Below are 23,761 nucleotides of genomic sequence, written 5' to 3'. Positions count from 1 at the left end.
CGCGCGGCGAAGCAGGTCAGAGCCGTGATGGCGGGAGGCTAGGACCAGTGCGGCGGGCGGATCAGCCGCGGCGGGAGCGTCGTACTGGCGTCGCCGCGTGTCGCGTTGACCTGCATCTGGGTGAGGAAGATGCTCGGCGCGAGGTGGGCGCCGCGCAGGTCGGTGTCCCGGAGATCCGCGCCGATGAGGTCGGCGGCTGTGAGATCGGCCCGACGCAGGTCGGCGCCGATCAGGTAGGCGCTGCGCAGGTCCGCGCCACGAAGGTCGGCGCCGCGCAGGTCCGCGCCGATGAGGTCTGCTCCACGGTGGTTCATCGGTGTGTGTGAGACGCGTGCACGGACGAGCTCGCTGGTCCGTAGCAGCAGGTCGTTGATCCGTGAGCGGTGGGCGGACACATCGAGGTCCGCAAGCGACTCCGGGCTGCCGAGCGCTAGCCGTTCGGTGTCGTCGAGCGCACGCCTGAGTGCACCGCGGAGGGGAGGTGCTAGGACCAAGGCCTCGGTCAGGTACCAGAGCAGCTCATGCAGCAGCCGCACTACCGCGAACACCTCGAACATCTGCGCGCCCGAGTCCGCCGCTTGCCGCCAGTCGCGGCCGCCGAAGGTCACCTGCGTCACCTTCTGGCCGGCGCCGAAGCAGTCGTACACGGTGCAGCCGGGGAAGCCACCGTCCCGCAGCCGCGCGTGGATGCCACAGCGGAAGTCGTGCTTCAGGTTCGGGCACGGTTCACCGGCCGGCTTGTCGATGGCGAAGTCGGCGGACGCGGTCAGTGCGAGCGCCACGCAGCACAGGCCAGCGCACTGCGCGCAGTCGGCGCGCAGGTCCGGGCGTCGTACGGGCTGGTGGCTCGGGCACATGTCCCTGCCGAGGCTAGAGCGTGCTGCCGCAGATCGCATCAGATGCGCCGGGCGCGTCGTCATGTCTGAGCAGCTGCAGCACCTCTCGCGCACACGAAGCGGCCGTTGGATGCCCGGAGTCGATAGCGAGTTGGTAGGCCCGCTCGGCACCGGCGAGGTCGCCCTGATCCTCACGGAGTACGCCGAGGTTGAAGGCGGCCTTCGGGGCCATGTCGGCGTGCCCGGACTCGATCACCAGCTGAAAGGCACGCTCCGCCCCGGCGAAGTCCGCCCGGGCGTGGCAGAGCACCCCGAGGTTGACCGCCGCCTGCGGGGCCTGATCGGCGTGGCCGGAGTCGATCACCACGTGGTACGCCCGCTCGGCCCCAGCGAGGTCACCGAGCCCCTCACGGAGTACGCCGAGGTTCACCGCCGCCTTCGGAGCTAGATCGGCGTGCCCCGAGTCGATCGCCAACTGGTACGCCAACTCGGCCCCGGCGAAGTTGTTCCGCCCCTCGCGGAGTACGCCGAGGTTGACCGCCGCCATCGGGGCCATGTCGGCGTGCCCGGAGTCGATTGCCAACTGGAGGGCCTGCTCCGCCCCATCGAAGTCGCCCCGGCCCTCGCGGAGTACCCCGAGGTTGACCGCCGCCTTCGGGGCCTGGTCGGCGTGCCCGGAGTCGATCGCCACCTGGTAGGCGCGCTCCGCCCCGTCCTGATCCTCGCGGAGTACGCCGAGGTTGACCGCCGCCATCGGGGCCATGTCGGCGTGCCCGGAGTCGATTGCCAACTGGAGGGCCTGCTCCGCCCCATCGAAGTCGCCCCGGCCCTCGCGGAGTACCCCGAGGTTGACCGCCGCCTTCGGGGCGTGTTCCGCGTGCCCGGAGTCGATCGCCAACTGATAGGCCCGCTCCGCCCCGGCGAAATCGTCGCAATCCTCACGCAGGACGCCGAGGTTGAACGCCGCCTTCGGCGCCAGGTCGGCGTGCCCGGAGTCGATCGCCAGCTGCAGGACTCGCTCCGCCCGGGCGATCCCGTTCCGGCCATGCTCGCTCGACTTCATCAGGCAGCCCCCCGCCCCCGGCGCGACGCGCCATTCTTCCTACGGTACAGACCACCACGAAATAGACGACCGTGCCGACATCACAGTGAACACGTTGCCGCCGGCAACTCGAGGGGCCATTGGACTAAATCAATTGGATGATGTGCGATGTCGATCGGAGTGCGCGGATCATGCCGGAATGAAACTCTGCACGCTGACTGCACACCGGCAAGACGACGGCGGGCCTGCGTCCCGGGTGACCTGGCCGCTCAGGCCTGAGAGCTGGCCGGGTCGTTCGGGTGCTCCGCGAGAGGCGTCGTCAGGAACTCCTTGGCAGGTGCTTCGTAGGTCAGGCCGGGGTCGTTGGGATGGGCCGCCAGCGAAACTACGTGGTCGGAGCGCCATATGCGCAACGGCATCGAGGCGAGGACGGCCTCGAGCTCCACCTCATCGGCGGCGACGAACCTCCTGAACCACCTCGTCCGCCGTTCCGGCCGGAACCTGCGTCGTCATCGTGACCAGATACTCCATCTGCGAACCTCCTGAGCCGCGGCACCGTCACGGTCAGTGTGAACCGGCACCAAGTCCGAGACCACGACCGATCGGCTCTCTGCTGGGAGACGCAGCCTCCTACCGCAGGCCGGAGGCTTGTACCGGCCGATCGGTGTAGTGGTGATGTCAGGCGTCGACCATGGGTGTGTCGGCGGACACTGTGGTGAAGGGTGGTAGTGCAGCGACGCCGATGGCGAGCAGGACGATGATCGCCATCTGCACGAGTTCGACGGTGGCGAAGGCGTGGGCCGTGTTGTGCTCGGCCCGGGCGAGATAGACAGTGCCGAGGGTGGCGACGCCGAGTGCCAGGCCGCTTTGCTGCAGCGTGATCAGTACGCCGCTGCCGACGCCGCCGAGATGGGTCGGGACATCGGCGAGCACGCTGCGGAACAGTCCGGCGAACAGCATCGACTGGCCGGCGCCGGCCAGGGCGAGTGGCAGGGCCATGTCCCAGAGACTGACGTGCGGCCAGCCGCGGACGACGACGGCCACGAGTGCGGCGAGGCCGGCGAGCTGGATGATCGCGCCAATCGACAACGCGGCCCGACCGAAACGGCCGATCAAGCTCGGTGCGAACACGGAGCCGAGGAAGAACAGCACCGCCATGGGCAGGATTGCCAGCCCCCCGTGCAGTGCGTCGGCGTGCAGACCGTCCTGGATGGTCAGGGCGAACACGAACATGAACGCGCCGAAGCCGATGCTGAAGGCAAACACCATCGCAAGGCCGCGAGACATCGACGGCAGCCGTAGCAGGGATGGCGGCAGCAGCGGGATCTCGCCGCGGCGTTCGGCGCGTCGCTCGACCACCAAGGTGATGGCGCCGAGCACGACGGCCAGAGCGATCATCGCCCAGGTCCACCAGGGCCAGCCCAGCGCGTGACCTTCGGTGAGCGGGACCAGCAGGGCGGTGAGCGTCGCCGCGAAGAGTACTGTGCCAGGCAGATCGATACCGACGGGGTGATCCGAGCGGGTGTGAGGCACGATCCGGGTCGCCACCACCAGCACGATCAGGCCGATGGGTACGTTGACCAAGAAGATCGGCCGCCACGAGGCGCCCGCGATGTCCGCGCTGACCAGCAGGCCGCCGACCAGTTGGCCGACCACGGCGGCGATGCCGGACGTCGCGCCGTACAGGGCGAGCGCACGCGCCTTGCGATCGTGCTCGAGGGTGTGGTGGAAGGTCGCCAGCACCTGCGGGATGAGCAGCGCCGCGGTCGCACCTTGGACGATGCGGGCGGCGATCAGGACACCGACCGTCGGCGCGAAACCGCAGAGCCCTGATGCCACCACGAAACCGACGAGTGCAGCCAGGAAGACGTGACGGCGACCGAGGCGGTCACCCAGCCGGCCGCCGAGTACCAGGAGGGCGGCGTACGCGACGCCGTACCCGGCGATCACCAACTCCAGTTCGGACGCCGAGGCGTGCAGTGAGGTGTTGATGCTCGGCAACGCGACGTTGGTGATGAAGAAGTCCATGATCGGCAGGAACGCGCCGGCGAGCAGGAAGAAGACCCCGACCGGGTGCAACCCACCGGACCTGGCTACCGCACGTGGCGACATCGCGCCGGCCCGCCGCGCCGGAAGAGTGACGGCCATATCGACTCCAATTGATTATGTCTCGATAACTATTACGACCAGATCAGTATGGACACATAACTATGTTCCGACAACCATCTATCCTCGACGTGTGACGAAGAACCCATCGCGGCCGGCGCGCCGCTCCCGCAAACCAGGCGCCGATGAGCGCTGGGCCGAGCTCGCCGATCTGGCGCTGATCATCAGCCGCGAGATCCAGTACCGCGGCTACACCGACGATCAGACTGTCTCCCTGACCCAGTCGGAGGGCATCGTGATGCGGTACCTGCTCCAGTGCGAAGCCGCCGCCCCCAGCCAGATCGCCGCCGCCACCGGACTCCAGCGCACGAATCTCTCCACCACACTGCGCGGTCTCGAACGGAAGAGCCTCATCCAGCGGCAGGCCAACCCCGACGACGGCCGCGGCGTCACCGTCAGCCCGACCGAACACGGACGCAACAACTCCGCCCTCGCAAGACACGAGTGGGCGACCGCCGTCGGCACGGCAGCCGACCACGACACCACGCACCTCGACGCGACCCTCATCCTCCTCACCGCTGTCAAGGACGGTCTCACGAGGACACGGCCATCAACACCGTCCGCGCATCCACCGGCGTAGTCTCCGACACGGCACCGGGGCTGCTTCTTGTGGGGACAGCGACGCTCCTAGTTGCTTTTGGCCACTACGAGTCGTGATGACACGCCGCGATCGCAGGCCGCCAGCGAGTTGGCGCGTTCGAGCGGACGGATGTGGGTGAAGGGTGGCAGTGGAGCGCATCGCCATTCACACTCGAAGGAAGGGCAGTACCAGTATGGGAGATCGGATGACGCAGCAACCATCGGCCAGAACCCCGCCACCGCTCGACGGCGTCGAGACCACGGGCAGCCCGCATGCGCAGTTCCTCGCGACCGAGCACTGGAGCTTGCTTGCCACGCGCAGCATGACGTGGAACGAGATCTTCAGCCGGACCGGCACCTATCTGACCGTCCTCTCGGCCACCGTCATCGCACTCTCACTGGTGGCGAACGCGTCCGGGTTCGGGCCGAGCTTCCGGACGTTCGCACTGCTTGTGCTCCCCGTTGTCCTCCTTGTCGGCGTAGGCACGTACTTCCGTCTGATCGAGGCGGATATCGAGGACGCCTGGCTGGTGATCGGCATGAACCGGCTACGGCACGCCTACCTCGAGCTCGCACCCGAGCTGGAGCCGTACTTCGTCGCAAGTCACCACGACGACGCGCCCGGGATGTTGAAGACCTACAGCTTTCGCAACCGGGTCGGCCTGACCCACTGGCTTTCGGGATCTCCCGTCATTGTGGGCATCATCGACGCCGTCGTCACCGGCGTGCTGGCCGCGGTGATCTGCGACGCCGCCGACGCTGGAGCCACGCTTCGCACCATCACCGGTGTCCTCGCCGCCGTGGCGACCGTGATCCTGCTCGCCCTCCTCGGTTACCGAAAGGTTCGCGAGGTAACGCGCACTTACCAGCCGCGTTTCCCCAGCTGACAACCCGGCCGACGTGGTCCCCCGGCGACGGGGGTGAAGGTCCGGTCTGTCACTGGCCGGCCAGGGCCGAGACGGCCGCGGCGACCTCCGCCGGGAAGTCCTCCTGGAGGAAGTGCTTGCCAGGAACCGTCGGTACGTCGTCGAGCCGGGCCGCGAGGCGAGCCTGTACGCCGTACGTCCGCAGCGGCAACGCCGTGTCCTTGCTGCCCCACAACAGTCCCACCGGACGGGCGCCGGAGCCGAGTACGGCCTCATATCGCCGCCGCTTCTCGACGGTTCGCTCGAACGAACGCATGATCCGCAGGAAGGCCAGGCCGTTGTCCTCCCTCAGAAGCAGACGCAGGTGAGCGTCGACGTCCGCGGTCGGCACATCAGGACCGAAACCGATCGTCCGCATCAACGTGCGAAATACCACCGGTACTCGCGCAGTCGTCAGCCACGCACGCCCGAGAACGCGGTGGGCGAACGGCTCCATCATCCACGGCCGACGAAAGGTGTCGACGGCAACGATCGTGTTCAGCAGGAGGATGGAGCGCACCCGGTCGGGCGCCGCGGCCGCGATCTCGAAACCGACCGGCCCGCCGATGTCATGCACCACGAGGTGCACCCGATCCAACCCCAACGCGTCGAGCGCAGAAACTGCCCACCTGCCAAGCCCGGTCCAGGAGTAGTCGAAGTCAACCGGTCGCGCCGCCAACCCCAGACCGGGCAGGTCGAAGGCGATCCCGCGCAGCCCACGCTGCGCCAGCTCAGGCAATACCGCGCGGTACACGAACGAAGAGGCCGGTACGCCGTGCAGGCAGACGACCGGTTCAGCGTCCGGCGCCCCGTGATCGAGGACGAAGCTCCGTACGCCGTCCGCCGTGATCTCGCGGCCGGCGGCCCGATGAGCAGCCAGAACCTCATCAACCGTCACAACCTCACTCTCCCACCGATCAGACCAGCTCTGGGATGTCAGGGTGTGCTGTTCTGTGGGGCGGGAGGTCCGGTGTGTTGGGGGGCCCAGTTGGACAGGAAGCGCAGGGCCTCGGCGGCCGGGCTGTCGGGTTCGGCTGTGTAGGTGATGATCACCAGTCCGTCGCCGGTCAGTTCCATGGCTTCGCCGGTGAGTTCGAGGTCCCCGACGAGCGAGTTGTGGAGCCGCTTGGTGGCGGTGCGATGGTACTTGACGTTGTGACGCGCCCACCGGGTGCGGAACTCCTCGCTTCTGGTGGCGAGTTCGCCGACGAGGTCGGTGAGGCTCTTGTCGTGAGGGTTGCGGCCCGCCTCGGCGCGGAGTGCGGCCACGGCGTCATCGGCGACGGTCTCCCAGTCCAGGAAAAAGCCCGGCGCGCGGTGGTCGAAGAACAGGAACTTGGCGACGTTCAACGGCAGCCCAACGCGGTCGAGGATCCCGTCGTACAGCACGAAGGCGAGGTCGTTGGCGGCGAGGATGTCGGTACGGGCGTTGCGGACGTACGCCGGCGTGGTGAGCGACTCGAGGATCCGAAGGACGCCGGGGCGCACCTTCGAGACCGCCGTACGCCGGGATCCACGGACCGGGCCGGTGGAAGCCCTGGCGAGATCGAACAGATGGGCGCGCTCGGCGTCGTCGAGGCGCAGCGCTCGCGCGAGCGCCTCGAGTACCTGTTCGGAGACGCCGGCAAGGTTCCCGCGTTCGAGCCGGGTGTAGTAGTCGGCGCTGACGCCCGCGAGCAGGGCGACCTCCTCGCGGCGCAGCCCGGTCACGCGGCGCTTGTCGCCGAAGGTCGGCAGACCGGCTTGTTCGGGTGTCACTCTCGCGCGTCGGCTGGTGAGGAACTCCTTCACGTCCTCCTTGATGCTCACGCCTTCCACCGTACGGGCGGGCTCGTTCGCGGTGGGAGGGTCTACCAGTACCCGTTACACCGGGGACTCCCACTTGCGATGCAGACAGGTGTTGGCTGGCGACATGGATCAGACCGTCACGTTGAACAACGGCGTCACCATGCCCATCATCGGCTTCGGCGTCTTCCAGATCCCCGACGGCCAGACCCAGGCCGCCGTCGAGGCCGCGCTCGAGGCCGGCTATCGCCACCTGGACACCGCCGCGGCCTACGGCAACGAGGTGGCCGTCGGCGCTGCCATCGCCGCCACCGGACTCCCCCGCGACGACCTGTTCGTCACCACCAAGCTGTGGATCCAGCACGCCCCGGCCGGCAGCGTCGAGCACGACACCGTGCGCGCCTTCGACGCCTCTCTGCGCCGGCTCGGCCTCGACCACCTGGACCTGTATCTGATCCACCAGCCACTCGGCGACTACTACAGCGAGTGGCGAGCCATGCAGCACCTCTACACCGAAGGCAGGATCCGGGCGATCGGCGTCTCGAACTTCCATCCCGACCGGCTCGTCGACCTGATCGAGCACAACGAGATCACCCCCGCGGTCAACCAGATCGAGACCCACCCCTTCCACCAGCGCGCCGCCGACCAGGAACTCATGCGCGAGCGCGGTGTCCAGATCGAGTCCTGGGGCCCGTTCGCCGAAGGTCGCAACAACCTGTTCACCGACCCTGTCCTCAGCACCATCGCCGAGGCGCACGGCAGATCGGTCGCGCAGGTCGTACTGCGCTGGCTCGTCCAGCGCGATGTCGTCGTGATCCCCAAGTCGGTCCGCCCCGACCGGATGGCCCAGAACCTCGACATCTTCGACTTCACCCTCACCGATGACCAGATGAAGCAGATCGCGACCCTGGATGCCGGCGACAGCCTCTTCTTCGACCACCGCGACCCGGCCATGGTCAGCGCCCTCGGCAGCCGCAGGATCGGCTGACGAATGGCGCGCGCCTCGCATCCACAGCGGAACAGGCTGCGCTGACACCACCCGAGCAGGATCCAGAAAGGAACCCCATGACCACCTGGCTCATCACCGGCTGCTCCACCGGCCTCGGCCGCGCCTTCGCCGAAGCCGTCCTCGCACACGGACACAACGCCGTCGTCACTGCCCGCGACGTCGCGAAGGTGCAAGACATCGCCGACAAGTACCCCGACACCGCCTTGGCCCTCCCGCTCGACGTCACCAACGACAACCAGGTCACCGCGGCGGTCAGCGCCGCCGAGACCCGGTTCGGCGCCGTCGACGTCCTCGTCAACAATGCCGGCTACGGCTACCGCGCCGCTGTCGAAGAAGGCGAGGACGACGCCGTCCAGCAACTCTTCGACACCCACGTGTTCGGCACCGTCCGCACCATCAAGGCCGTCCTACCGGGCATGCGCGCCCGCCGTACCGGCACGATCGTGAACCTCTCCTCGATCGGTGCACGGATCTGCCCGGAAGGATCCGGCTACTACTCCGCCGTCAAGGCCGCGATCGAAGCCCTCACACTCTCGCTGCGCAAAGAGGTCGCGCCACTCGGCATCACCGCGATAGTCGTCGAGCCCGGCGGGTTCCGCACCGACTTCGCCGGCCGCTCACTGACCCAGGCCGCCGAACCGATCGCCGACTACGCCAACACTGCAGGCAAACGCCGCAAGGAACACGACACCGGACATGGCAAGCAACCGGGAGACCCCGCGAAGGCCGCCGCCGCGCTGATCCAGGCCGTCGAGTCCGACACCCCGCCGTACATGCTGCTGCTCGGCAACGACACGTCCGACGGCTTCCGCGCCGCCCTTGACGCCCTCCGCGCCGAAGCCGACGCGTGGGAAACCCTCAGCCGCAGCACCGACTTCGACGCCTGACCGAAAGAGATGATGATGCCCGAACCAACCCCAGCCCAACGCGCCATCGGTGACTTCGCGCCCAAGCTTGTCGAACTCACCGACGACGTCCTGTTCGGCGACGTCTGGAAGCGGACCGAGCTCTCCCCGCGCGACCGCAGCCTCATCACTGTGGCCAGCCTCGTCACGTCCAGCAGCTTCGAACAGCTCCCCAACCATGTGCGCCTCGCCCGTCAGAACGGCCTGACCGAGACCGAACTGAAGGAGGCGATCATCCACCTCGCGTTCTACGCCGGCTGGCCAAAGGCGATGTCCGCCATCCAGGTCGCCAAGACCGTCTTCGCCGAACACCAGTAACACCGATCGCTCGGAAGGCTGTCGCCATAGTCAGGCCACCGGGCCACTGTGCACGGCACTCCAGACATGGCCGGTCTCCGTCGTCGCCAGATGACCCAGCAGGATTGCGGCGGACCTGTCGAAGTCGACCGTACCGATGTCGGTCTGGCTGAAAATGAACCGCCGGATCAACGGATCGTCGATCGCCGCGGGATCTACTGCAGCGAGCCACGTCCGCACCGAAGTACCCATCCTCTGCACACGCAGGGCGTTGACCGTGATACCGGTGCCGGTGAGCTCCGCGGCGAGGTTCACGGTATGTGCTTCCAGCGCAGCGGCACAGGCCGCGTAGATGTTTCCTCCGGCCCACGAGGCCAGGTTGCCGATCACACCGCAGACATTGGCGATCCGGCCCCAACCGCGACGGCTCATCGCTGGGATCACCACGCCGGCGAGGGTCACCACGCTGGCCACATTGATGGTGAGGGCACGCAGTACAGCCGCCGAGTCGAGGTCGGCGACAGGGCCGAGCGGTGTCACCGTCGCAGCGTTGTTGACAAGGATATCGACCTCGCCGAGTACCTGCTCGACGGCATGGACGAGGCCAGGAATCGACCCGGGATCATAGAGGTCAGCGGTGAAGCCCTCCGCCTCGCCCCCGGCTGCCCGTACAGCCTCCACCGTGGCGTCCGCACGAGCCCTTGACATGGCAACGACCGCGACGGCGACGCCGGCGGCACCCAACTGCCCGGCAATCGCCCGTCCGATCGCACTGCCTCCGCCGGTCACCATGGCAACTCTGCCGGCGAGGGGTCTTGCCGGATTCACGCCTGCGTACATGGTTTGTTGGAGTCGCTCCGACGCCCGGCTCTTACCTGTACGACGGTGATCACGCAGACGGCGGACGATCCGTAGAAACCCGGCGGATCGCCGCTCTACTTCTCGTCGGCCGACTTCGCGCGCGCTCGGACCGAGTCCATCGCCAGCTCGAGTGCGGTCTGCATCGGTCCGGGATCGCGGGCCGCTTGGGCGAGAACATATCCGCCCTGGAGTGCGGCCATGATGCCCGTTGCCAGCGTCGGCGGATCGGCATCCTCAGACAGTGTGCCGTTGGCCTTCATCCGCTCGAGCGCAGCGGTCAGCAGGGAGATCCAGGACGTCAGGGCTGCGTCGAGATCGATGCGGGCTGCCTCGTCCTGGTCGGAGAGTTCGGTCGACAGTGAGCCCAGTTCGCAGCCCAGCGCTCCACGGCGTGCTGTGACTCGCTGGAGTATGGCCCGGCGCCAGCGGTCGAGGCCACTGAACGAGTCAACCCTGCGCAAGTACTGTTCCTCACGCTCGAGCACCCGGCTGGCCCGCAGCGCAACGACCGCCTGGACCAAGGCGCTCTTGTCGCTGAAATGCCGGTAGAACTGTGACTTGCTTGTCCCGCTCGCCGCTGTCACGTCGTCGAGCGTCGTCGCTGCAGCACCCTTGAGGGACATCAACTCGTCGGCGGACGCAACGATCCGGGCTCTCGTCGCCGCGCCGCGGGCGGTCAGGCGGCGATCGAGCTCGTTCACTGTCTCGGGCACGCACAGAGCTTATCGGGACCGAGCAACGATCGACGGGTAAGCACCTCGGCTGGGGCCGACACCAATCCTCGTGAGGAGCCGGCACGTCGCCGGCCTGCGGTCAGGAGGACGTGTGAGCGAGGTCAGCCGGGAGTATTACGGCAGTTACAGCGTGGACGACGAGGATCAGCTCCAGCCCTCCGACACGCTCGACGGGCGGGGGGTCTCCGACCTTCTCGACGAAGGCTACTCGCCCCCGGAGAAGTGGTCGGCCGGTGAGGGCTTCGGTACGACTGCTGCGGAGGCGTTGCGGGGTGAGACGCTCGAGCAGCGGCTTGCGCAGGAGGAGCCGGACATCGACTCGCAGGCCACACCGTCGGAGTACGTCGACGGCCCGGAGATCGGCCGGGACCGTGCCGGTCGACTGGTGGCTCCGGACGAGGGGTCGCACTTCGATTTCGAGGAAGAACTCGTCGCGACCGACGTCGGGATCGACGCAGGCGCTGCGAGCGCCGAAGAAGCTGCGATCCACGTTGTGGACGACGAGCCGCTGGAGCTCGATGAGGTCAACTGATCGACGCAGCAACGACACGATCACGCCGGCCAGTCACCAGCGCGTGCGGTGCTGGATTCGGAGGAGGGCCGCACAACCATGAGAATCCTGATGAACGACTCCCAGCGCAACTTCACCGTGGTCGAGAACGACGAGTTGCGAAGATACGAGCTGCTCGCCGCGGGGACGCCGGTCGGGACCCTCGACTTCCGTGTCCTGGGCCGACGGCGTGTCCTGGGGCATACCGAAGTCACAGCGGATCAGCGGGGCCGTGGACTCGCCACGGCACTGATCAAGGCGGTCCTCGACGACCTCATCGCCGAGGGAGTCCGGGTCACGAATTACTGCCCTGCGGTCGAGCGGTTCCTTCAGGGCCATCCGGAGTACCTGGTGGTCCTCGATCCGTCACACCCACCAATCCAGCCCGGCTCCACGTCCCAAGTAGACGAGAACCATCAGGATGGCGGTTCCACCCCACTGCAGCGGCTCGTGCAGGCCCAGCACTCCAGGCTCAGCGAGCTCGCCGTACGTTCTCAGGATCCGAACATCGACGGGTTCGAGAGACGTCGCGTTACAGACCAGTTCGCAGCTGTTGCCGCACAGCATGCCGCAGCCGTCGCCGACGTACTGCTCACTGCTTCCAGGTCATCGTCCGGTGAGGACGCCGCGGTCCTTCTCCACAATCTCAAACAGTTCGAGCAAGCACTCCGGGTACTCAAGGGCAGGGTGTACGGCGACGCGCGCTTTCTGAATCTCAGCACATCCGAGATCTGGCGAGAGACCGAACGGCTACTGGATGAGCACGACTCGTTGGAGACGAGAGTCGTATCCGGCCTCGAGCAACGCCATGATGCCGGCAGCGCCGCGGATCTGGCCCGGGCATTGGCGAAACGGCAGTGGAGCTCGCCGACCAGACCGCACCCCAACTCCCCGCATGCAGGTGTGGCCGGACGAATAGCACACCAGCTGTGGCGCATAGCCGACTCGACCTGGGACGAGCTGGAAGGACGGGGGCTTCCGGCCGAGCCGACGGAACACGCGAATCGTCATTCGGCCTTCTCTCATTACCTGTTCGGAACGCCCGACGACGCCGACCTGACAGCCGGACCCGATACCTCTCAGACTCACCGGGATCTCGGGAACCAGTAAGGGCGCCCCCCGTTCGGCACACGAACAAGGACATCCGGGTCAAGCCGGCCTGGCAGACATCAAGGGGAAGCTCATGAGTGGATACTTCGAAGGCCGCAAGCTCATCGTGGTCGGTGGGAGCAGTGGCATGGGGCGACAGACCGCGACGGACGTTGTCGCGCAAGGAGGCAAGGCCGTCATCGTCGGCCGTCAGCAGGCGAAGGTCGACGAGACGGTCGCTGAGCTCGGCGACAAGGGAGAGGCCTGGGGGATCACTGCCGATCTGGCAGATCGCAAGCAGGTAGAAGACGTACAAGCGCAGCTCGCGGCGGAGCATGCCGATGCGACACTGCTGGTGAACGCGGCCGGATTCTTCATTCCCAGGGAGTTCCTCGACTACGGCGAGGAGAACTACGACGCCTACCTGGAACTCAACCGGGCGACGTTCTTCCTGACCCAGACCGTGGTGCGGGGTATGAAGGCTGCGGGCTCTGGTGGTGCGATCGTCAACATCGGCAGCATGTGGGCACATCAGGCGGTAGCGGCGACGCCGTCGACGGGGTACTCGATGGCGAAAGCCGGTCTGCACGCCCTGACCCACAACTTGGCCATGGAACTGGCGGCCGACGGCATCCGTGTCAACGCTGTGGCTCCCGCAGTGGTGGCCACGCCGTTGTACGAGGGCTTCATCCCCGCCGACCAGCTCGAGGAGACCGTGAAGGGATTCGACGGCTTCCACCCGTTGGGACGGGTCGGAACAGCCCAGGACATCGCCTCCTCGATCGTCTTCCTCCTCTCCCCAGAGGCCAGCTGGATCACCGGGGCGATTCTCAACGTCGACGGGGGCGTGATGGCCGGGCGCAACTGACCCGGCGACGGTGAAATCGTCAGGTAAGAAACCGATCTGTCACTGAGGCCAAGTCGTACGAGCGCGGTCGCTGGACCGATCAGATGATCCCGAACGACGCCGCTGACGAGCGCTCGATCACGTCCCTGTGGAATGAGTGTGGAGTGCCCATGACGAGATTTCAGACCGTGTCCGCCGGCGGGTTGGAGGTCTTCTACCGCGAAGCGGGTAAGCCTGGAGCACCGAAACTCCTGCTGTTGGGTGGATTCCCCTCCTCGTCTCACCAGTTCCGGAACCTCCTGCCGGCCCTCGCCGACAGATTCCACCTGGTCGCGATCGACTACCCCGGCTTCGGGAACACCGAGATGCCAGATCCTGCGGAGTGGGACTACACCTTCGACCACCTCGCAGAGATCGTCGATGAGGCGTTGCTGGCCATCGACTTCACCGGACCGATGGGGCTGTACATGCAGGACTACGGCGGCCCGATCGGCAACCGGCTGATCTCGCTTCATCCGGACTGGCTCCAGTGGCAGATCATCCAGAACGCCAACCTCTACGACGAGGGATTCACCGAGATCTGGGACAGGATTCGTCACGTCCTCTGGGCCAACCGCAACGCCGAGACCGAAGCGCCGCTGGAGGCTCTCCTCCGGCCGGAAACAGTGAAAGCGATCTACCTGGCCGGTCACCCTGATCCGACGAAGATCAGCCCGGACAACTGGAACCTGGATCTGCACTTCCTGGCGCGGCCGAATGCGCACCGGGTGCAGCTGGATCTCTTCTACGACTACCAGACGAACACCGCCCAGTACCCGACCTGGCAGGGTCGGCTGCGCCGTGACCAGCCCAAAACGCTGATCTTCTGGGGCCAGGGAGACATCTTCTTCACCCCGGCCGGCGGAGAGGCGTATCTGCGCGATCTCCCCGACGCACAGCTGGTTCGCCTCGATTCCGGACACTTCGCGGTCGAGGACTGCCTGCAGGAGATCGTGGACGGGATCAACAGTTTCTACGACGAGACCGTCAGGTAGCCCCGGACTCCGACCTCTCCCCCGGCGCGTCACGCAGGAAGCGATGCAGTGCCGTCGAGACGATGCTCAGGCGATCTGCTGCTCCGGCAGGTAGCCGGCGTCGACCAAGGCGGTCCGCAGCTTACGGCGGGCGTCGAACATCATCTTGTAGATCGCGTTGTGTGTCGCGCCGAGCTGATCAGCGAGCACATCAGTGGGCATCCCGTTCATCACCAGCGCGACGAAGACCGTCCGTTGCTTCGCCGTCAGCTTCTCATCGACGGCGCGATGTACGGCGTTCATCAGATCCCGGCTCTCGGCCTGCGCCTCTGGCTCGATCCCCAGCCGGGCGGGAAGGCGGTCCCAGTCCTCGTCGTCGAACGCGACCCCGGCCCGCTGCCAGAAGTGCCGGTTGACCTTGGCGGCCACGTCGAAGATCACGAACTTGTACGCCCAGGTGGTGAACTTGCAATCACCGCGGAACGTCTCGACCTTGCCGCAGATCGCCAGTAGGGCATCCGCGGCGGCCTGGTGCGCAATGTCGTCCAGTTCCGGCCCCATGAGTCGGAGCCTGGCCCCCCGCCGCCCGACCTCCGCCCTCGCGGCTCGCAGGAGAACCTCGTACAAGCGTCGGCTCGCAAGCTCACGCCGATCTCCATCGCTGCTCAAGTCGCGAACCCAGGCACGGTTCTCCCGGGCCACCTCTGGGCAGACGACCCGTACCTGCGACAACGACTCAGAACCTTCGCTCTTCATGGATCTCCGGCGATCAACGCAACGTAGTGATCACAGGTCCGGCACGTCTGTGTCGAACAGTGAAACAACAAGATGGACGATACAGTCCATTCAGCATCGCGTCCAACCCAGCGGAGCACAGTGAGTCGGAACACATAACCCTCAGGTCTGCCTTGACATCTAGCACGGCATGGCTCGCCGCGCGACATCTGACGATCACTCACTAAATGGTCGAGATCGTCCTGTTCTCATCGTGCCAGACTAGGTCGTCGGCCGCGCGAAACCCGGAAGGTCGACCGAGCCGGCCGACACGAATATGCACCGGGGCGTGGCACCTCCGACCGTGAGAAGGGAACTCCATGTCGAAGAGCGAACAGACGCCGACATCGCATTCAGGCCGCGTGGACGATCTCGCGGCGATACGTGACGAGATCAGGAACCACGCCTCGAACGCGTGGGCGACGGAGCGTGGGTACGAACCGATCTACTCCGCATCACCGCGATCGAAGATCGTTGTCATCGGCCAAGCACCCGGCAGGCAAGCTCAGGACAGCCGGATCCCCTGGAACGACGCCAGCGGCATCAAACTGCGGCAGTGGCTCGGCGTCACCGAGGCACGGTTCTACGACCCGGACACGATCGCCCTGCTACCGATGGATTTCTACTACCCGGGCAAGGGCACCCACGGCGATCTCCCCCCACGCCCAGCCTTCGCGCCACTGTGGCACCCACGCATCCTGCAGATGATGACCGGACTTCGTCTCACCGTTCTCATCGGGAGCTACGCCCAAAAGCACTATCTGGGAACCAGCGCCAAGAAGAACCTGACCGAAACCGTCCGCGCCTATCGAGACTACGTTCCGGACCGGATCCCGCTGGTCCACCCTTCACCCTTGAACTTCAGGTGGCAGACAAAGAACCCGTGGTTCGAGACGGACGTGATCCCCACTCTGCAAACGCTTGTCGCGGATGCTACCCACGACCGGCCGCCCAGGGGCTACCCGTAGCGGCCTTCGAACGTCACACCATCACGAAAGCCGGTGAACCTGAGCCCGACGATCCGCGTGTCTTCGACCATCCAGCGAAGCGCGTAGCAGGCCCGATAAGACGGCGGCCAGAACGAACAGAACCGACTGTGGTCATCGAGGTACCACTCGCCTGTGCTGTCACCGCTTCGTTCGGAGTAGGTGGTCCGCCCGTCGATCGTGAAGACCTGAGTCGCACCGTCGACGTACACCAATCGGCCGGCCGTCACCGCCTTCGGGATGTCGGCAGCGGCAACCGCTGTGTCGTCCTCGGCTCGGATTCCCTGCAACATGTCATCATTCATCGCGTCCAAGGCCTCTCATCCTCGAGACTTCATCCGCGGGATCCTCGACCAGCAGGTTGTGGCGATCGTGAGAAGTTCCCGTCCCGGGGACGTGGGGATGGTGCAGGTCGAAGGCGGGGCTTTCGGACCGGATCCGTGGCACCTTCTCGAAGTTGTGCCGCGGCGGCGGGGAACTGGTCGCCCACTCCAGCGAACGTCCCCAGCCCCACGGGTCGTCCACGCCCACCAGCGGCGACTTGCGCGACTTGTAGACGTTGTAGAAGAACGGCAGCATCGACACGCCGAGGATGAAGGCACCGACGCTGGAGACCTCGTTCAGCGTGGTGAAGCCCTCGTTCGCGCCGTACGACGCGTACCGCCGCGGCATGCCCTCGACACCCAGCCAGTGCTGCACCAAGAACGTGGTGTGGAAGCCGATGAACAGCAACCAGAAGTGCAACTTCCCCAGCTTCTCGTCGAGCATCCGGCCGGTGAACTTCGGCCACCAGAAGTAGAACCCGGCGAACATCGCGAACACCACGGTGCCGAAGACGACGTAGTGGAGGTGCGCGATCACGAAGTACGAGTCCGACAGCTGGTAGTCCAGCGCCGGCGAAGCGAGGATGACTCCTGTGAGCCCGCCGAACAAGAAGGTCACCAAGAACCCGATGGACCACAGCATCGGCGTCTCGAACGAGACCGAGCCGCCCCAGATCGTGCCGATCCAGTTGAAGAACTTCACCCCGGTCGGCACCGCGATCAGGAAGGACATGAACGAGAAGAACGGCAGGTTGACCGCGCCGGTGACGAACATGTGGTGCGCCCACACGGTCGTGGACAACGCACCGATGCCAAGTGTGGCCGCAACGAGTCCCATGTAGCCGAAGACCGGCTTGCGGCTGAACACCGGCAGGATCTCGGTCACGATGCCGAAGAACGGCAACGCGATGATGTACACCTCGGGATGCCCGAAGAACCAGAACAAGTGCTGCCACAACAGCGGCCCGCCACTCGCGGCATCGAAGACGTGAGCCCCCAGGGCTCGATCCGCCTCCAGCATCAGCAGCGCGCCGCCCAGGATCGGGAACGCGATCAGCACCAGCAGCGACGTCACCAGCACGTTCCAGGTGAACAGTGGCATCCGGAACATCGTCATACCCGGTGCCCGCAGGGTGATGATGGTCGTCACGAAGTTGACCGCGCCGAGGATCGTGCCCAGACCGGACATCCACAGACCCATGATCCACAGATCCCCGCCGATGCCCGGCGAATGCGCAGCATCGGACAGTGGCGAGTAGCCTGTCCATCCCCAATCCGCCGCACCGCCTGGGGTAGCGAAGCCACCGATAGTGATCAGGGCGCCGAACAAGTAGAGCCAGTAACTGAACATGTTCAGCCGCGGGAACGCGACATCGGGCGCACCGATCTGGATCGGCATGATCACGTTCGCGAAGCCGACGAACAGTGGTGTCGCGAACAACAGCAGCATGATCGTGCCATGCACGGTGAAGAGCTGGTTGTAGACCTCCTCGTTCACGATCTGCAGACCCGGCCTGGCCAGCTCGGCCCGGATGATCAGAGCGAGAACGCCTGCCAGCAAGAAGAAGCTGAACGAGGTGATCAGGTACAGGGCGCCGATCCGCTTGTGATCGGTGGTGGTCAGCCACCCGGTCAGTTTCGTCCCGGGGTACGCCGTGACCGACGACGTCTCCACATCCCTGAGCGCAGCCCGCTCGGTTGTCGTCATCGCGCCTCCCGCAGATTGTCGTGGCACCCAGAGTCAGTGGACGATATCGTCCATCAGCTTCCTAGACAAGCGTCCTGGAGCCGTTGACTGGCGAGGGATCACAACACCGCAAGTGGACGATACGGTTCCTTCTCAAGGGTCTGCACATGTCGGAGGCGTACGCCTCGACGCTGCACATCTCGTTCGAGGTCCGCGGGGGTCTGCTGATGCGACAGGTCCACCACTGGGCGGCGGTGCTGTTCATCGCCTCGATGATGGTGCACCTGCTGCGCGTCTTCTTCACCGGTGCGTTCCGCAAGCCGCGTGAGCTGAACTGGCTGATCGGCTTCGGGACACTGTTCCTCGGCATCGTCGAGGGCTTCATCGGCTACGGCCTCCCCGACGACCTGCTGTCCGGCACCGGTCTGCGGATCACCAACGGCATGATCCAGGCGTCACCGGTGATCGGTACGTACCTGAACTTCTTCATCTTCGGCGGTGAGTTCCCCGGCGACACGTTCGTTCCGCGGTTCTTCACTGTTCACGTGCTTCTCCTTCCGGGTCTACTGCTGGCACTGATCGCTGCCCATCTCTTCCTGATCGTGTACCACAAACACACGCAGTGGGCCGGTCCCGGCCGCACGGAGCGCAACGTCGTCGGCTACCCGTTCTTCCCTGACTACGTCGCCAAGGCCGGCGGCTTCTTCTTCGTGAACTTCGGCGTCACCGCACTGATGGGCGCACTGATCCAGATCAACCCGGTCTGGCTCTACGGGCCGTACAACCCGGCCGAAGTCACCGCCGGATCGCAGCCCGACTGGTACATGGGCTGGCTGGAAGGCTCGGTCCGGATCTTCCCCGGCTTCGAGTCGCACTTCTGGGGCATCACGCTGAGCTGGAACCTGATCATCCCCGCGCTGATCGTCCCGCCCGCCTTCGTCACCCTGGTCGCGCTCTATCCGTTCATCGAAAGCTGGATCACCGGTGACAAGCGCGAACACCACCTGCTCGACCGGCCGCGCGATGGGCCGACCCGGACCGGTATCGGCGTCGCCTTCATGACCTTCTACGCGCTGCTGTGGATCGGTGGTGGTAACGACGTGGTCGCCACCCACTTCGGCCTCTCGCTGAACAGCGTCACCTGGTTTCTGCGGTTCGCGGTGATCGTCGGCCCGATACTGGCCTTCTGGATCACACGGCGCTGGGCGATCTCGCTCCAGCGGGCCGACCGGGAGCGGTTGCTGCTTGGTCTGGAGACCGGTGTCATCGTCCGGTCGCCCGAGGGCAAGTACACCGAGAAGCACCAGCCGATCTCGACGTACGAGGCGTACTCGCTCACCGCGCGGGAACGGGTTCTACCGCACGAACTCGGCGTGGAGACCGACGACAACGGCGTCCGCGCCCCGCGCCGGACCCTGCGCAAGGTGCGCGCCCGCTTGTCCCGGTTCTACTTCGCCGACGCGGTGCAGAAGCCGACCGCGCACGAGATCGAGGCCGCACACGCGCACGACGCCGACGCAATCCACGAGCTGACTGAGGACACGGAGACCTATCGAGCGATCACCATCGACACGTCCGCTCGGTCCCGCCCGTCCGAGTGACGCGGAACTGGCTGTCCGTGATCCTCCTGAGCGCCTCCGGCGTGTTGCATCCCCCTGCGTGGTAAGACGTCGAGGGTGTGGTGCCGCCAACGCTTAACGAGCTGAAATTGCGTAGGCGATGACTGGATACAAGGAGGTGCCGGATGAGGGCGATTGTGGTGACGGACGAGGCCGCGGGAACGGCCGGGATGACGCTGGCGGAGCGGCCCGAGCCGCCGGCGGCGATCAACGACGTCGTCGTTGAGGTTCATGCCTCGGGGTACGTCGCGACTGAGCTGGAGTGGCCTTCGACCTGGACCGATCGCGCCGACCGTGGCCGAGCACCGTCGATCCCCGGGCACGAGCTGGCCGGAGTGGTCACCGCGCTCGGCTACGGCACGACAGGGCTGTCAGTGGGACAGCGGGTGTTCGGTCTCGCCGACTGGCATCGCGACGGCACTCTGGCGGACTATGTGGCGATCGAGGCACGCAACCTGGCACCGCTCCCGGGCGACGTCGACTTCACGGTAGGCGCGAGTCTGCCGATTTCAGGGCTGACCGCCTGGCAAGGACTGTTCCAGCACGGGCGCGTTCAGGCGGGCCAGAGTGTGCTCGTACACGGCGCGGCCGGCGCAGTCGGTTCGATGGTCACTCAACTCGCACACGAGGCCGGCGCCTACGTCATCGGCACCGGACGCGCCGCCGACCATCAAAAGGCACTCGACTTCGGCGCACAGGAATTCGTCGACCTTGCCAACGACTCGCTCGAAGACGTCGGCGGAGTTGACCTGGTCTTCGATGTCATCGGCGGAGACATCCAGCGACGCTCCGCGGCGCTGATCAAGACCGGAGGGACGCTGGTGTCCGTCGTCGGCCCGGTCGAGGCGCGGCCGGCCGACGGCCTGGCGGTGGATTTCGTTGTCGAGGCCGATCGCACCCAACTGAGTGAGATCGTCCAGCGGGTGCGGGACGGGCGGCTGCGGACGAACATCGGCACGGTGGCGACTCTCGAAGATGCCGTGGCGGCTTTCAATCCCACCGAGCGGTCCAAGGGAAAGACGATCATCCGCCTTCGCCCGTAGCCACACCTGGCGATACGGAGCCAACGGTGCTGAGGAACGGCCGGCCGAAGGCCGTTCTTCAGCACCGTTGAAGGACGAGACGTTCGGGCGTCAGGGAGCGATCTCGAGCTTGGTGATGAGGTCGTTGGCGAGGGTGAAGCGGTAGATGATGTCGACGACGCCGCCGGGGAAGTCGCCCTCCAGGTGGTTGGTGACGACGTAGTGGGTGTCGTCGAACTTCTCGACGTGGCTGACCGCGACCGTGTAGGTGTACTCGCTGGTTTCGGTCTCCCGCCAGCGGTGGATCTCGTCGTGACCGGTGTAGGTGTTGCCGTCGTCGTCGATGACGGTGGCGTCGGTCGCGAAGGCCGACAGCAAGTCGTGAGCGTTCGCCTTGTGCTGGGGATCGGCCTCGCGCAGGTACGTCGTGATCGCGTGCGGCAGGTGCTTCGCCAGGTCGGCGGCGGTCGGGTCGGGCGGGGTCTGGATGGTCATCAGGTTCCTTTCAAGGTAAGGGTGAAGGCAGCCAGGGCTAGGCCGGCGGGAGCGCTGTCTGTGCCATTCCAGGCATGTCAATGCAGTACATCCCGTGGCGTTCAGTGAGCATCAGCAGGATCGTGTCGCAGTCCCTGCAACGCGCCACCGTGCCGGGTCCTGACATGTACACGACCATCTCCGCCACGACTCCGGTGCGGCGACAACTCGTGCACTTGTATCCCGTGGTCGTCATGTCTCGCGCAAAGAGATCGTGCATCACGCCGGCCAGAGCATTGCCATCGAGAGTCCTCATCTTCGTCACACCCCTGTCCCGCCGAAGCGTTCGGTCCGGATCCGTCCCGCGTCGTATCCCAAGGCCACCAATCCGGCCGCCGCCGTCTCGACGAACGCTGTTGGTCCGCAGACATAGGTGAGCGGCTCTTCATCAGCTGCCCATCCGGCCGTGGACAAGAGCGCCGTGTCGATGCGTCCGCAGTACCCACGCCAGCTACTCGGGGCCTCGCGAGTCAGTGTGATCGAGACATCGACGAGGTCGCAGGTCGCCATCTTCACGAGCTCCTCACGATAGATCAGCAGCTCGAGCGAGCGCGCCGAGCACAGCACGCGAACGGGCACCTGGCTACCGATGGCACGGTGATGCCGAAGCATCGACCGCAACGGGACCACTCCAGATCCGCCGGCCACCAAGAACAACGGGCCACCGAATTCGTTGTCCCAGACGAAATGCCCGCCGATCGGACCACGGAACTCGAGCTCGTCGCCTTCTCGCAACTCGTCCACCAGATAGGGAGACACCTCACCGTCGTCGAGTCGCTCGACAGTGAGCGACAGGTAGTCGTCCCCCGGCGCCGACGCGATCGAATAGCTCCGCTGCGTCTGATACCCATCGGGCGCCGTCAGCCGCACATCCACGTGCTGACCCGCACGGTGCCCTGGCCAATCAGGTACGGCGAGCGCGATGGTCTTCACCCGCGGAGTCTCGATGGTCGTCGCGATCACCGTGCCGGTCTGCCACGTCAGTCGCCGTAGTAGCGCTGCTCTTTCCACGGGTCTCCATAGTTGTGATAGCCGAACATCTCCCAGAAGCCGGGCTGATCGTCGGTCCGCAGGTCCAACCCACGGATCCACTTCGCGCTCTTCCAGAAGTACAGGTGCGGTACCAGCAGACGCGCCGGCCCACCATGCTCCGGATCGAGCGGCCGCCCGTCGTACTCATCGGCGATCCAGGCCTTTCCACCTCGCAAGTCCGCCAGCGGAATGTTTGTGGTGTAGCCGCCGTCGGAGAATGCCAGGGCATGAAGTGCCTGGGTCGGCGCCGCATCAAGGATGGTGTCGAGAGAGACCCCCGACCAGGTCATGTCCAGTTTCGTCCACTTCGTCACGCAGTGGATGTCGACGGTGACCTTCTCGCGGGGCAACGCCTGGAACTCCGTCCACGACCACGAGACCGGCCTGTCCACGGCCCCACTGATCGTGAAATCCCACGTGTCCAGCTGCGTGTACGGGGTCGGCCCGGCCGACAGCACAGGGAAGTCTCGCGTGACGTACTGGCCGGGCGGTACCCGCGAAGGGTCTGCGGCGCGCCGGCCCTGGAACCCTCTGGTGACAGCCATCAGGCCTTCTCGCCGAGCTGCACACGCAACAGCCATTGCTGCTTCTCCAGCATCCCGACCACTCTGATCAGTACGTCCTGCGTCACCAGATCCGCAGCACCGACCGAGCCCAGCCGTGCACGGATCCGCTCAGCCACCGCCGCCACCCGCCGACCCAGCTCCCAGACCACTGCGTGATCGGCCAGCGACCGCACCACGACAGGTTCGACACGTGATCCGGCCGCCACCGCCGAGCTCTGGCCATCCGGGACAAACCCCAACGTCACTGCACGCTCGGCGACGACATCCGCGAGTTCGCGCCACTGCTCGACCAACTCATCGAGGAACAGATGCACCCCGTGGGCGGCCGCCCCGACCACGCTCCAATGCAACTGCTTCCCGATGAGCGACAGATCGATCAGATCCTGCAGCACGAGCTGCAGCCCCTCACCAACCGCCACCCGCTCGTTCGGATTGTCCAGCGGCGGCAACTGCACCGAGTTCGCAACAGATTCCATAGACATATCTCCCCTGTGTCACGGCCACCGCCCGACCTTTCCCCACCACCTGGACCAATCCTCACCCAGCAGCTGATCCGAGCCTGGGGCGTCGTATTTGTCGTTTCTGGTCGTAGGGAGCTGC

General features: G+C 65.9%; 26 protein-coding genes and 2 pseudogenes. 12 read left to right on the top strand and 16 right to left on the bottom strand.

Annotation, left to right across the window (positions count from 1 at the left end; translation table 11 throughout):
* Positions 1-38 precede the first annotated feature (38 nt).
* The 4 genes and pseudogenes from OG817_RS12205 to OG817_RS12190 all read right to left on the bottom strand — a co-directional run bounded on the left by OG817_RS12205 (position 39) and on the right by OG817_RS12190 (position 4,026).
* On the bottom strand, positions 39-782 hold the full coding sequence (locus OG817_RS12205) for a pentapeptide repeat-containing protein (protein ID WP_406054159.1): 744 nt from the start codon (positions 780-782) through the stop codon (positions 39-41).
* An 88-nt stretch (positions 783-870) separates the two neighbouring features.
* On the bottom strand, positions 871-1,899 hold the full coding sequence (locus OG817_RS12200) for a tetratricopeptide repeat protein (protein ID WP_406054157.1): 1,029 nt from the start codon (positions 1,897-1,899) through the stop codon (positions 871-873).
* A 248-nt stretch (positions 1,900-2,147) separates the two neighbouring features.
* Positions 2,148-2,351 (bottom strand): annotated as a pseudogene (locus tag OG817_RS12195) (muconolactone Delta-isomerase family protein); the annotation flags it as partial.
* Between the two features lie 205 nt (positions 2,352-2,556).
* The gene (locus OG817_RS12190; protein WP_406054155.1) at positions 2,557-4,026 is read right to left on the bottom strand and encodes an MFS transporter; all 1,470 of its coding nucleotides are present in this window, start codon (positions 4,024-4,026) and stop codon (positions 2,557-2,559) included.
* A gap of 91 nt (positions 4,027-4,117) precedes the next feature.
* Between OG817_RS12190 and OG817_RS12185 the strand changes: the two genes are divergently transcribed.
* On the top strand, positions 4,118-4,624 hold the full coding sequence (locus tag OG817_RS12185; protein WP_406054153.1) for a MarR family winged helix-turn-helix transcriptional regulator: 507 nt from the start codon (positions 4,118-4,120) through the stop codon (positions 4,622-4,624).
* A 205-nt stretch (positions 4,625-4,829) separates the two neighbouring features.
* Positions 4,830-5,510 carry a hypothetical protein gene (locus OG817_RS12180; RefSeq protein ID WP_406054151.1) on the top strand — a complete coding sequence of 227 codons (681 nt, stop codon included), beginning with the start codon at positions 4,830-4,832 and terminating at the stop codon, positions 5,508-5,510.
* 49 nt (positions 5,511-5,559) lie between these two features.
* On the opposite strand, the gene OG817_RS12175 is transcribed toward OG817_RS12180, so the two are convergent.
* On the bottom strand, positions 5,560-6,426 hold the full coding sequence (locus OG817_RS12175; RefSeq protein ID WP_406054149.1) for an alpha/beta fold hydrolase: 867 nt from the start codon (positions 6,424-6,426) through the stop codon (positions 5,560-5,562).
* Between the two features lie 38 nt (positions 6,427-6,464).
* Entirely contained in the window at positions 6,465-7,337 is an 873-nt protein-coding gene (locus tag OG817_RS12170; RefSeq protein WP_406054147.1) for a helix-turn-helix transcriptional regulator, read from the bottom strand.
* Positions 7,338-7,440: 103 nt separating this feature from the next.
* Between OG817_RS12170 and OG817_RS12165 the strand changes: the two genes are divergently transcribed.
* The 3 genes from OG817_RS12165 to OG817_RS12155 all read left to right on the top strand — a co-directional run bounded on the left by OG817_RS12165 (position 7,441) and on the right by OG817_RS12155 (position 9,545).
* The gene (locus tag OG817_RS12165; RefSeq protein WP_406054145.1) at positions 7,441-8,301 is read left to right on the top strand and encodes an aldo/keto reductase; all 861 of its coding nucleotides are present in this window, start codon (positions 7,441-7,443) and stop codon (positions 8,299-8,301) included.
* 77 nt (positions 8,302-8,378) lie between these two features.
* Complete coding sequence (locus OG817_RS12160; protein ID WP_406054143.1) at positions 8,379-9,209, top strand: oxidoreductase; 831 nt, start codon at positions 8,379-8,381, stop codon at positions 9,207-9,209.
* Positions 9,210-9,224: 15 nt separating this feature from the next.
* Positions 9,225-9,545, top strand: a complete 321-nt coding sequence (locus OG817_RS12155; RefSeq protein WP_406054141.1) for a carboxymuconolactone decarboxylase family protein — start codon at positions 9,225-9,227, stop codon at positions 9,543-9,545.
* A gap of 30 nt (positions 9,546-9,575) precedes the next feature.
* Here OG817_RS12155 and OG817_RS12150 read toward each other — a convergent pair whose 3' ends face one another.
* Entirely contained in the window at positions 9,576-10,316 is a 741-nt protein-coding gene (locus OG817_RS12150; RefSeq protein WP_406054139.1) for an SDR family NAD(P)-dependent oxidoreductase, read from the bottom strand.
* Positions 10,317-10,459: 143 nt separating this feature from the next.
* Positions 10,460-11,098: a TetR/AcrR family transcriptional regulator gene (locus tag OG817_RS12145; RefSeq protein ID WP_406054137.1), complete on the bottom strand. Its 639-nt coding sequence runs from the start codon at positions 11,096-11,098 to the stop codon at positions 10,460-10,462.
* 112 nt (positions 11,099-11,210) lie between these two features.
* On the opposite strand from OG817_RS12145, the gene OG817_RS12140 reads away from it, so the two are divergent.
* The 4 genes from OG817_RS12140 (at position 11,211) to OG817_RS12125 (ending at position 14,639) form a co-directional block, all read left to right on the top strand.
* The gene (locus OG817_RS12140; RefSeq protein ID WP_406054135.1) at positions 11,211-11,651 is read left to right on the top strand and encodes a DUF5709 domain-containing protein; all 441 of its coding nucleotides are present in this window, start codon (positions 11,211-11,213) and stop codon (positions 11,649-11,651) included.
* A 78-nt stretch (positions 11,652-11,729) separates the two neighbouring features.
* Positions 11,730-12,779: a GNAT family N-acetyltransferase gene (locus OG817_RS12135; RefSeq protein WP_406054133.1), complete on the top strand. Its 1,050-nt coding sequence runs from the start codon at positions 11,730-11,732 to the stop codon at positions 12,777-12,779.
* Positions 12,780-12,852: 73 nt separating this feature from the next.
* Positions 12,853-13,626: an SDR family NAD(P)-dependent oxidoreductase gene (locus OG817_RS12130; RefSeq protein ID WP_406054131.1), complete on the top strand. Its 774-nt coding sequence runs from the start codon at positions 12,853-12,855 to the stop codon at positions 13,624-13,626.
* A gap of 149 nt (positions 13,627-13,775) precedes the next feature.
* Positions 13,776-14,639 (top strand): alpha/beta fold hydrolase, encoded by an 864-nt coding sequence (locus tag OG817_RS12125; RefSeq protein ID WP_406054129.1) that lies wholly within the window; start codon positions 13,776-13,778, stop codon positions 14,637-14,639.
* Positions 14,640-14,705: 66 nt separating this feature from the next.
* Here OG817_RS12125 and OG817_RS12120 read toward each other — a convergent pair whose 3' ends face one another.
* A complete protein-coding gene (locus tag OG817_RS12120) occupies positions 14,706-15,374 on the bottom strand; it encodes a sigma-70 family RNA polymerase sigma factor (RefSeq protein WP_406054127.1) in 669 nt (222 codons plus the stop codon).
* A gap of 338 nt (positions 15,375-15,712) precedes the next feature.
* On the opposite strand from OG817_RS12120, the gene OG817_RS12115 reads away from it, so the two are divergent.
* Positions 15,713-16,360, top strand: coding sequence for a uracil-DNA glycosylase family protein (locus OG817_RS12115; RefSeq protein ID WP_406054125.1), 648 nt, complete (start codon positions 15,713-15,715; stop codon positions 16,358-16,360).
* On the opposite strand, the gene OG817_RS12110 is transcribed toward OG817_RS12115, so the two are convergent.
* Together OG817_RS12110 and ctaD are read right to left on the bottom strand one after the other, a co-directional pair.
* Positions 16,351-16,671, bottom strand: coding sequence for a hypothetical protein (locus tag OG817_RS12110; protein ID WP_406054123.1), 321 nt, complete (start codon positions 16,669-16,671; stop codon positions 16,351-16,353). The two genes, OG817_RS12115 and OG817_RS12110, sit on opposite strands and share 10 nt — an antisense overlap.
* 4 nt (positions 16,672-16,675) lie before the next feature.
* The gene (ctaD, locus tag OG817_RS12105) at positions 16,676-18,409 is read right to left on the bottom strand and encodes a cytochrome c oxidase subunit I (RefSeq protein WP_406054121.1); all 1,734 of its coding nucleotides are present in this window, start codon (positions 18,407-18,409) and stop codon (positions 16,676-16,678) included.
* A 128-nt stretch (positions 18,410-18,537) separates the two neighbouring features.
* Here ctaD and OG817_RS12100 point away from each other — a divergent pair.
* Both OG817_RS12100 and OG817_RS12095 read left to right on the top strand, forming a co-directional pair.
* Positions 18,538-19,989 (top strand): annotated as a pseudogene (locus OG817_RS12100) (cytochrome bc complex cytochrome b subunit); the annotation flags it as partial.
* Positions 19,990-20,132: 143 nt separating this feature from the next.
* Positions 20,133-21,050: an NADP-dependent oxidoreductase gene (locus OG817_RS12095; RefSeq protein WP_406054119.1), complete on the top strand. Its 918-nt coding sequence runs from the start codon at positions 20,133-20,135 to the stop codon at positions 21,048-21,050.
* Positions 21,051-21,140: 90 nt separating this feature from the next.
* On the opposite strand, the gene OG817_RS12090 is transcribed toward OG817_RS12095, so the two are convergent.
* The 5 genes from OG817_RS12090 to OG817_RS12070 are packed head-to-tail and all read right to left on the bottom strand — an operon-like array spanning position 21,141 to position 23,637.
* Positions 21,141-21,524 carry a nuclear transport factor 2 family protein gene (locus OG817_RS12090; protein WP_406054117.1) on the bottom strand — a complete coding sequence of 128 codons (384 nt, stop codon included), beginning with the start codon at positions 21,522-21,524 and terminating at the stop codon, positions 21,141-21,143.
* Between the two features lie 37 nt (positions 21,525-21,561).
* A complete protein-coding gene (locus OG817_RS12085) occupies positions 21,562-21,819 on the bottom strand; it encodes a DUF6510 family protein (protein WP_406054115.1) in 258 nt (85 codons plus the stop codon).
* Between the two features lie 5 nt (positions 21,820-21,824).
* Positions 21,825-22,574: a ferredoxin reductase gene (locus tag OG817_RS12080; RefSeq protein ID WP_406054113.1), complete on the bottom strand. Its 750-nt coding sequence runs from the start codon at positions 22,572-22,574 to the stop codon at positions 21,825-21,827.
* Complete coding sequence (locus OG817_RS12075) at positions 22,544-23,140, bottom strand: sulfite oxidase-like oxidoreductase (RefSeq protein WP_406054111.1); 597 nt, start codon at positions 23,138-23,140, stop codon at positions 22,544-22,546. Before OG817_RS12075 ends, OG817_RS12080 begins: the two co-directional genes overlap by 31 nt.
* Positions 23,140-23,637 (bottom strand): Dps family protein, encoded by a 498-nt coding sequence (locus OG817_RS12070; RefSeq protein ID WP_406054109.1) that lies wholly within the window; start codon positions 23,635-23,637, stop codon positions 23,140-23,142. The genes OG817_RS12075 and OG817_RS12070 overlap by 1 nt, the downstream gene beginning before the upstream one ends.
* Positions 23,638-23,761 lie beyond the last annotated feature (124 nt).

This window comes from Kribbella sp. NBC_00889 (assembly GCF_045207705.1).
Taxonomy (GTDB): domain Bacteria; phylum Actinomycetota; class Actinomycetes; order Propionibacteriales; family Kribbellaceae; genus Kribbella.
Note: the sequence above shows the minus strand (reverse complement) of the source record. Positions and strands in the feature narration are given on the sequence as shown.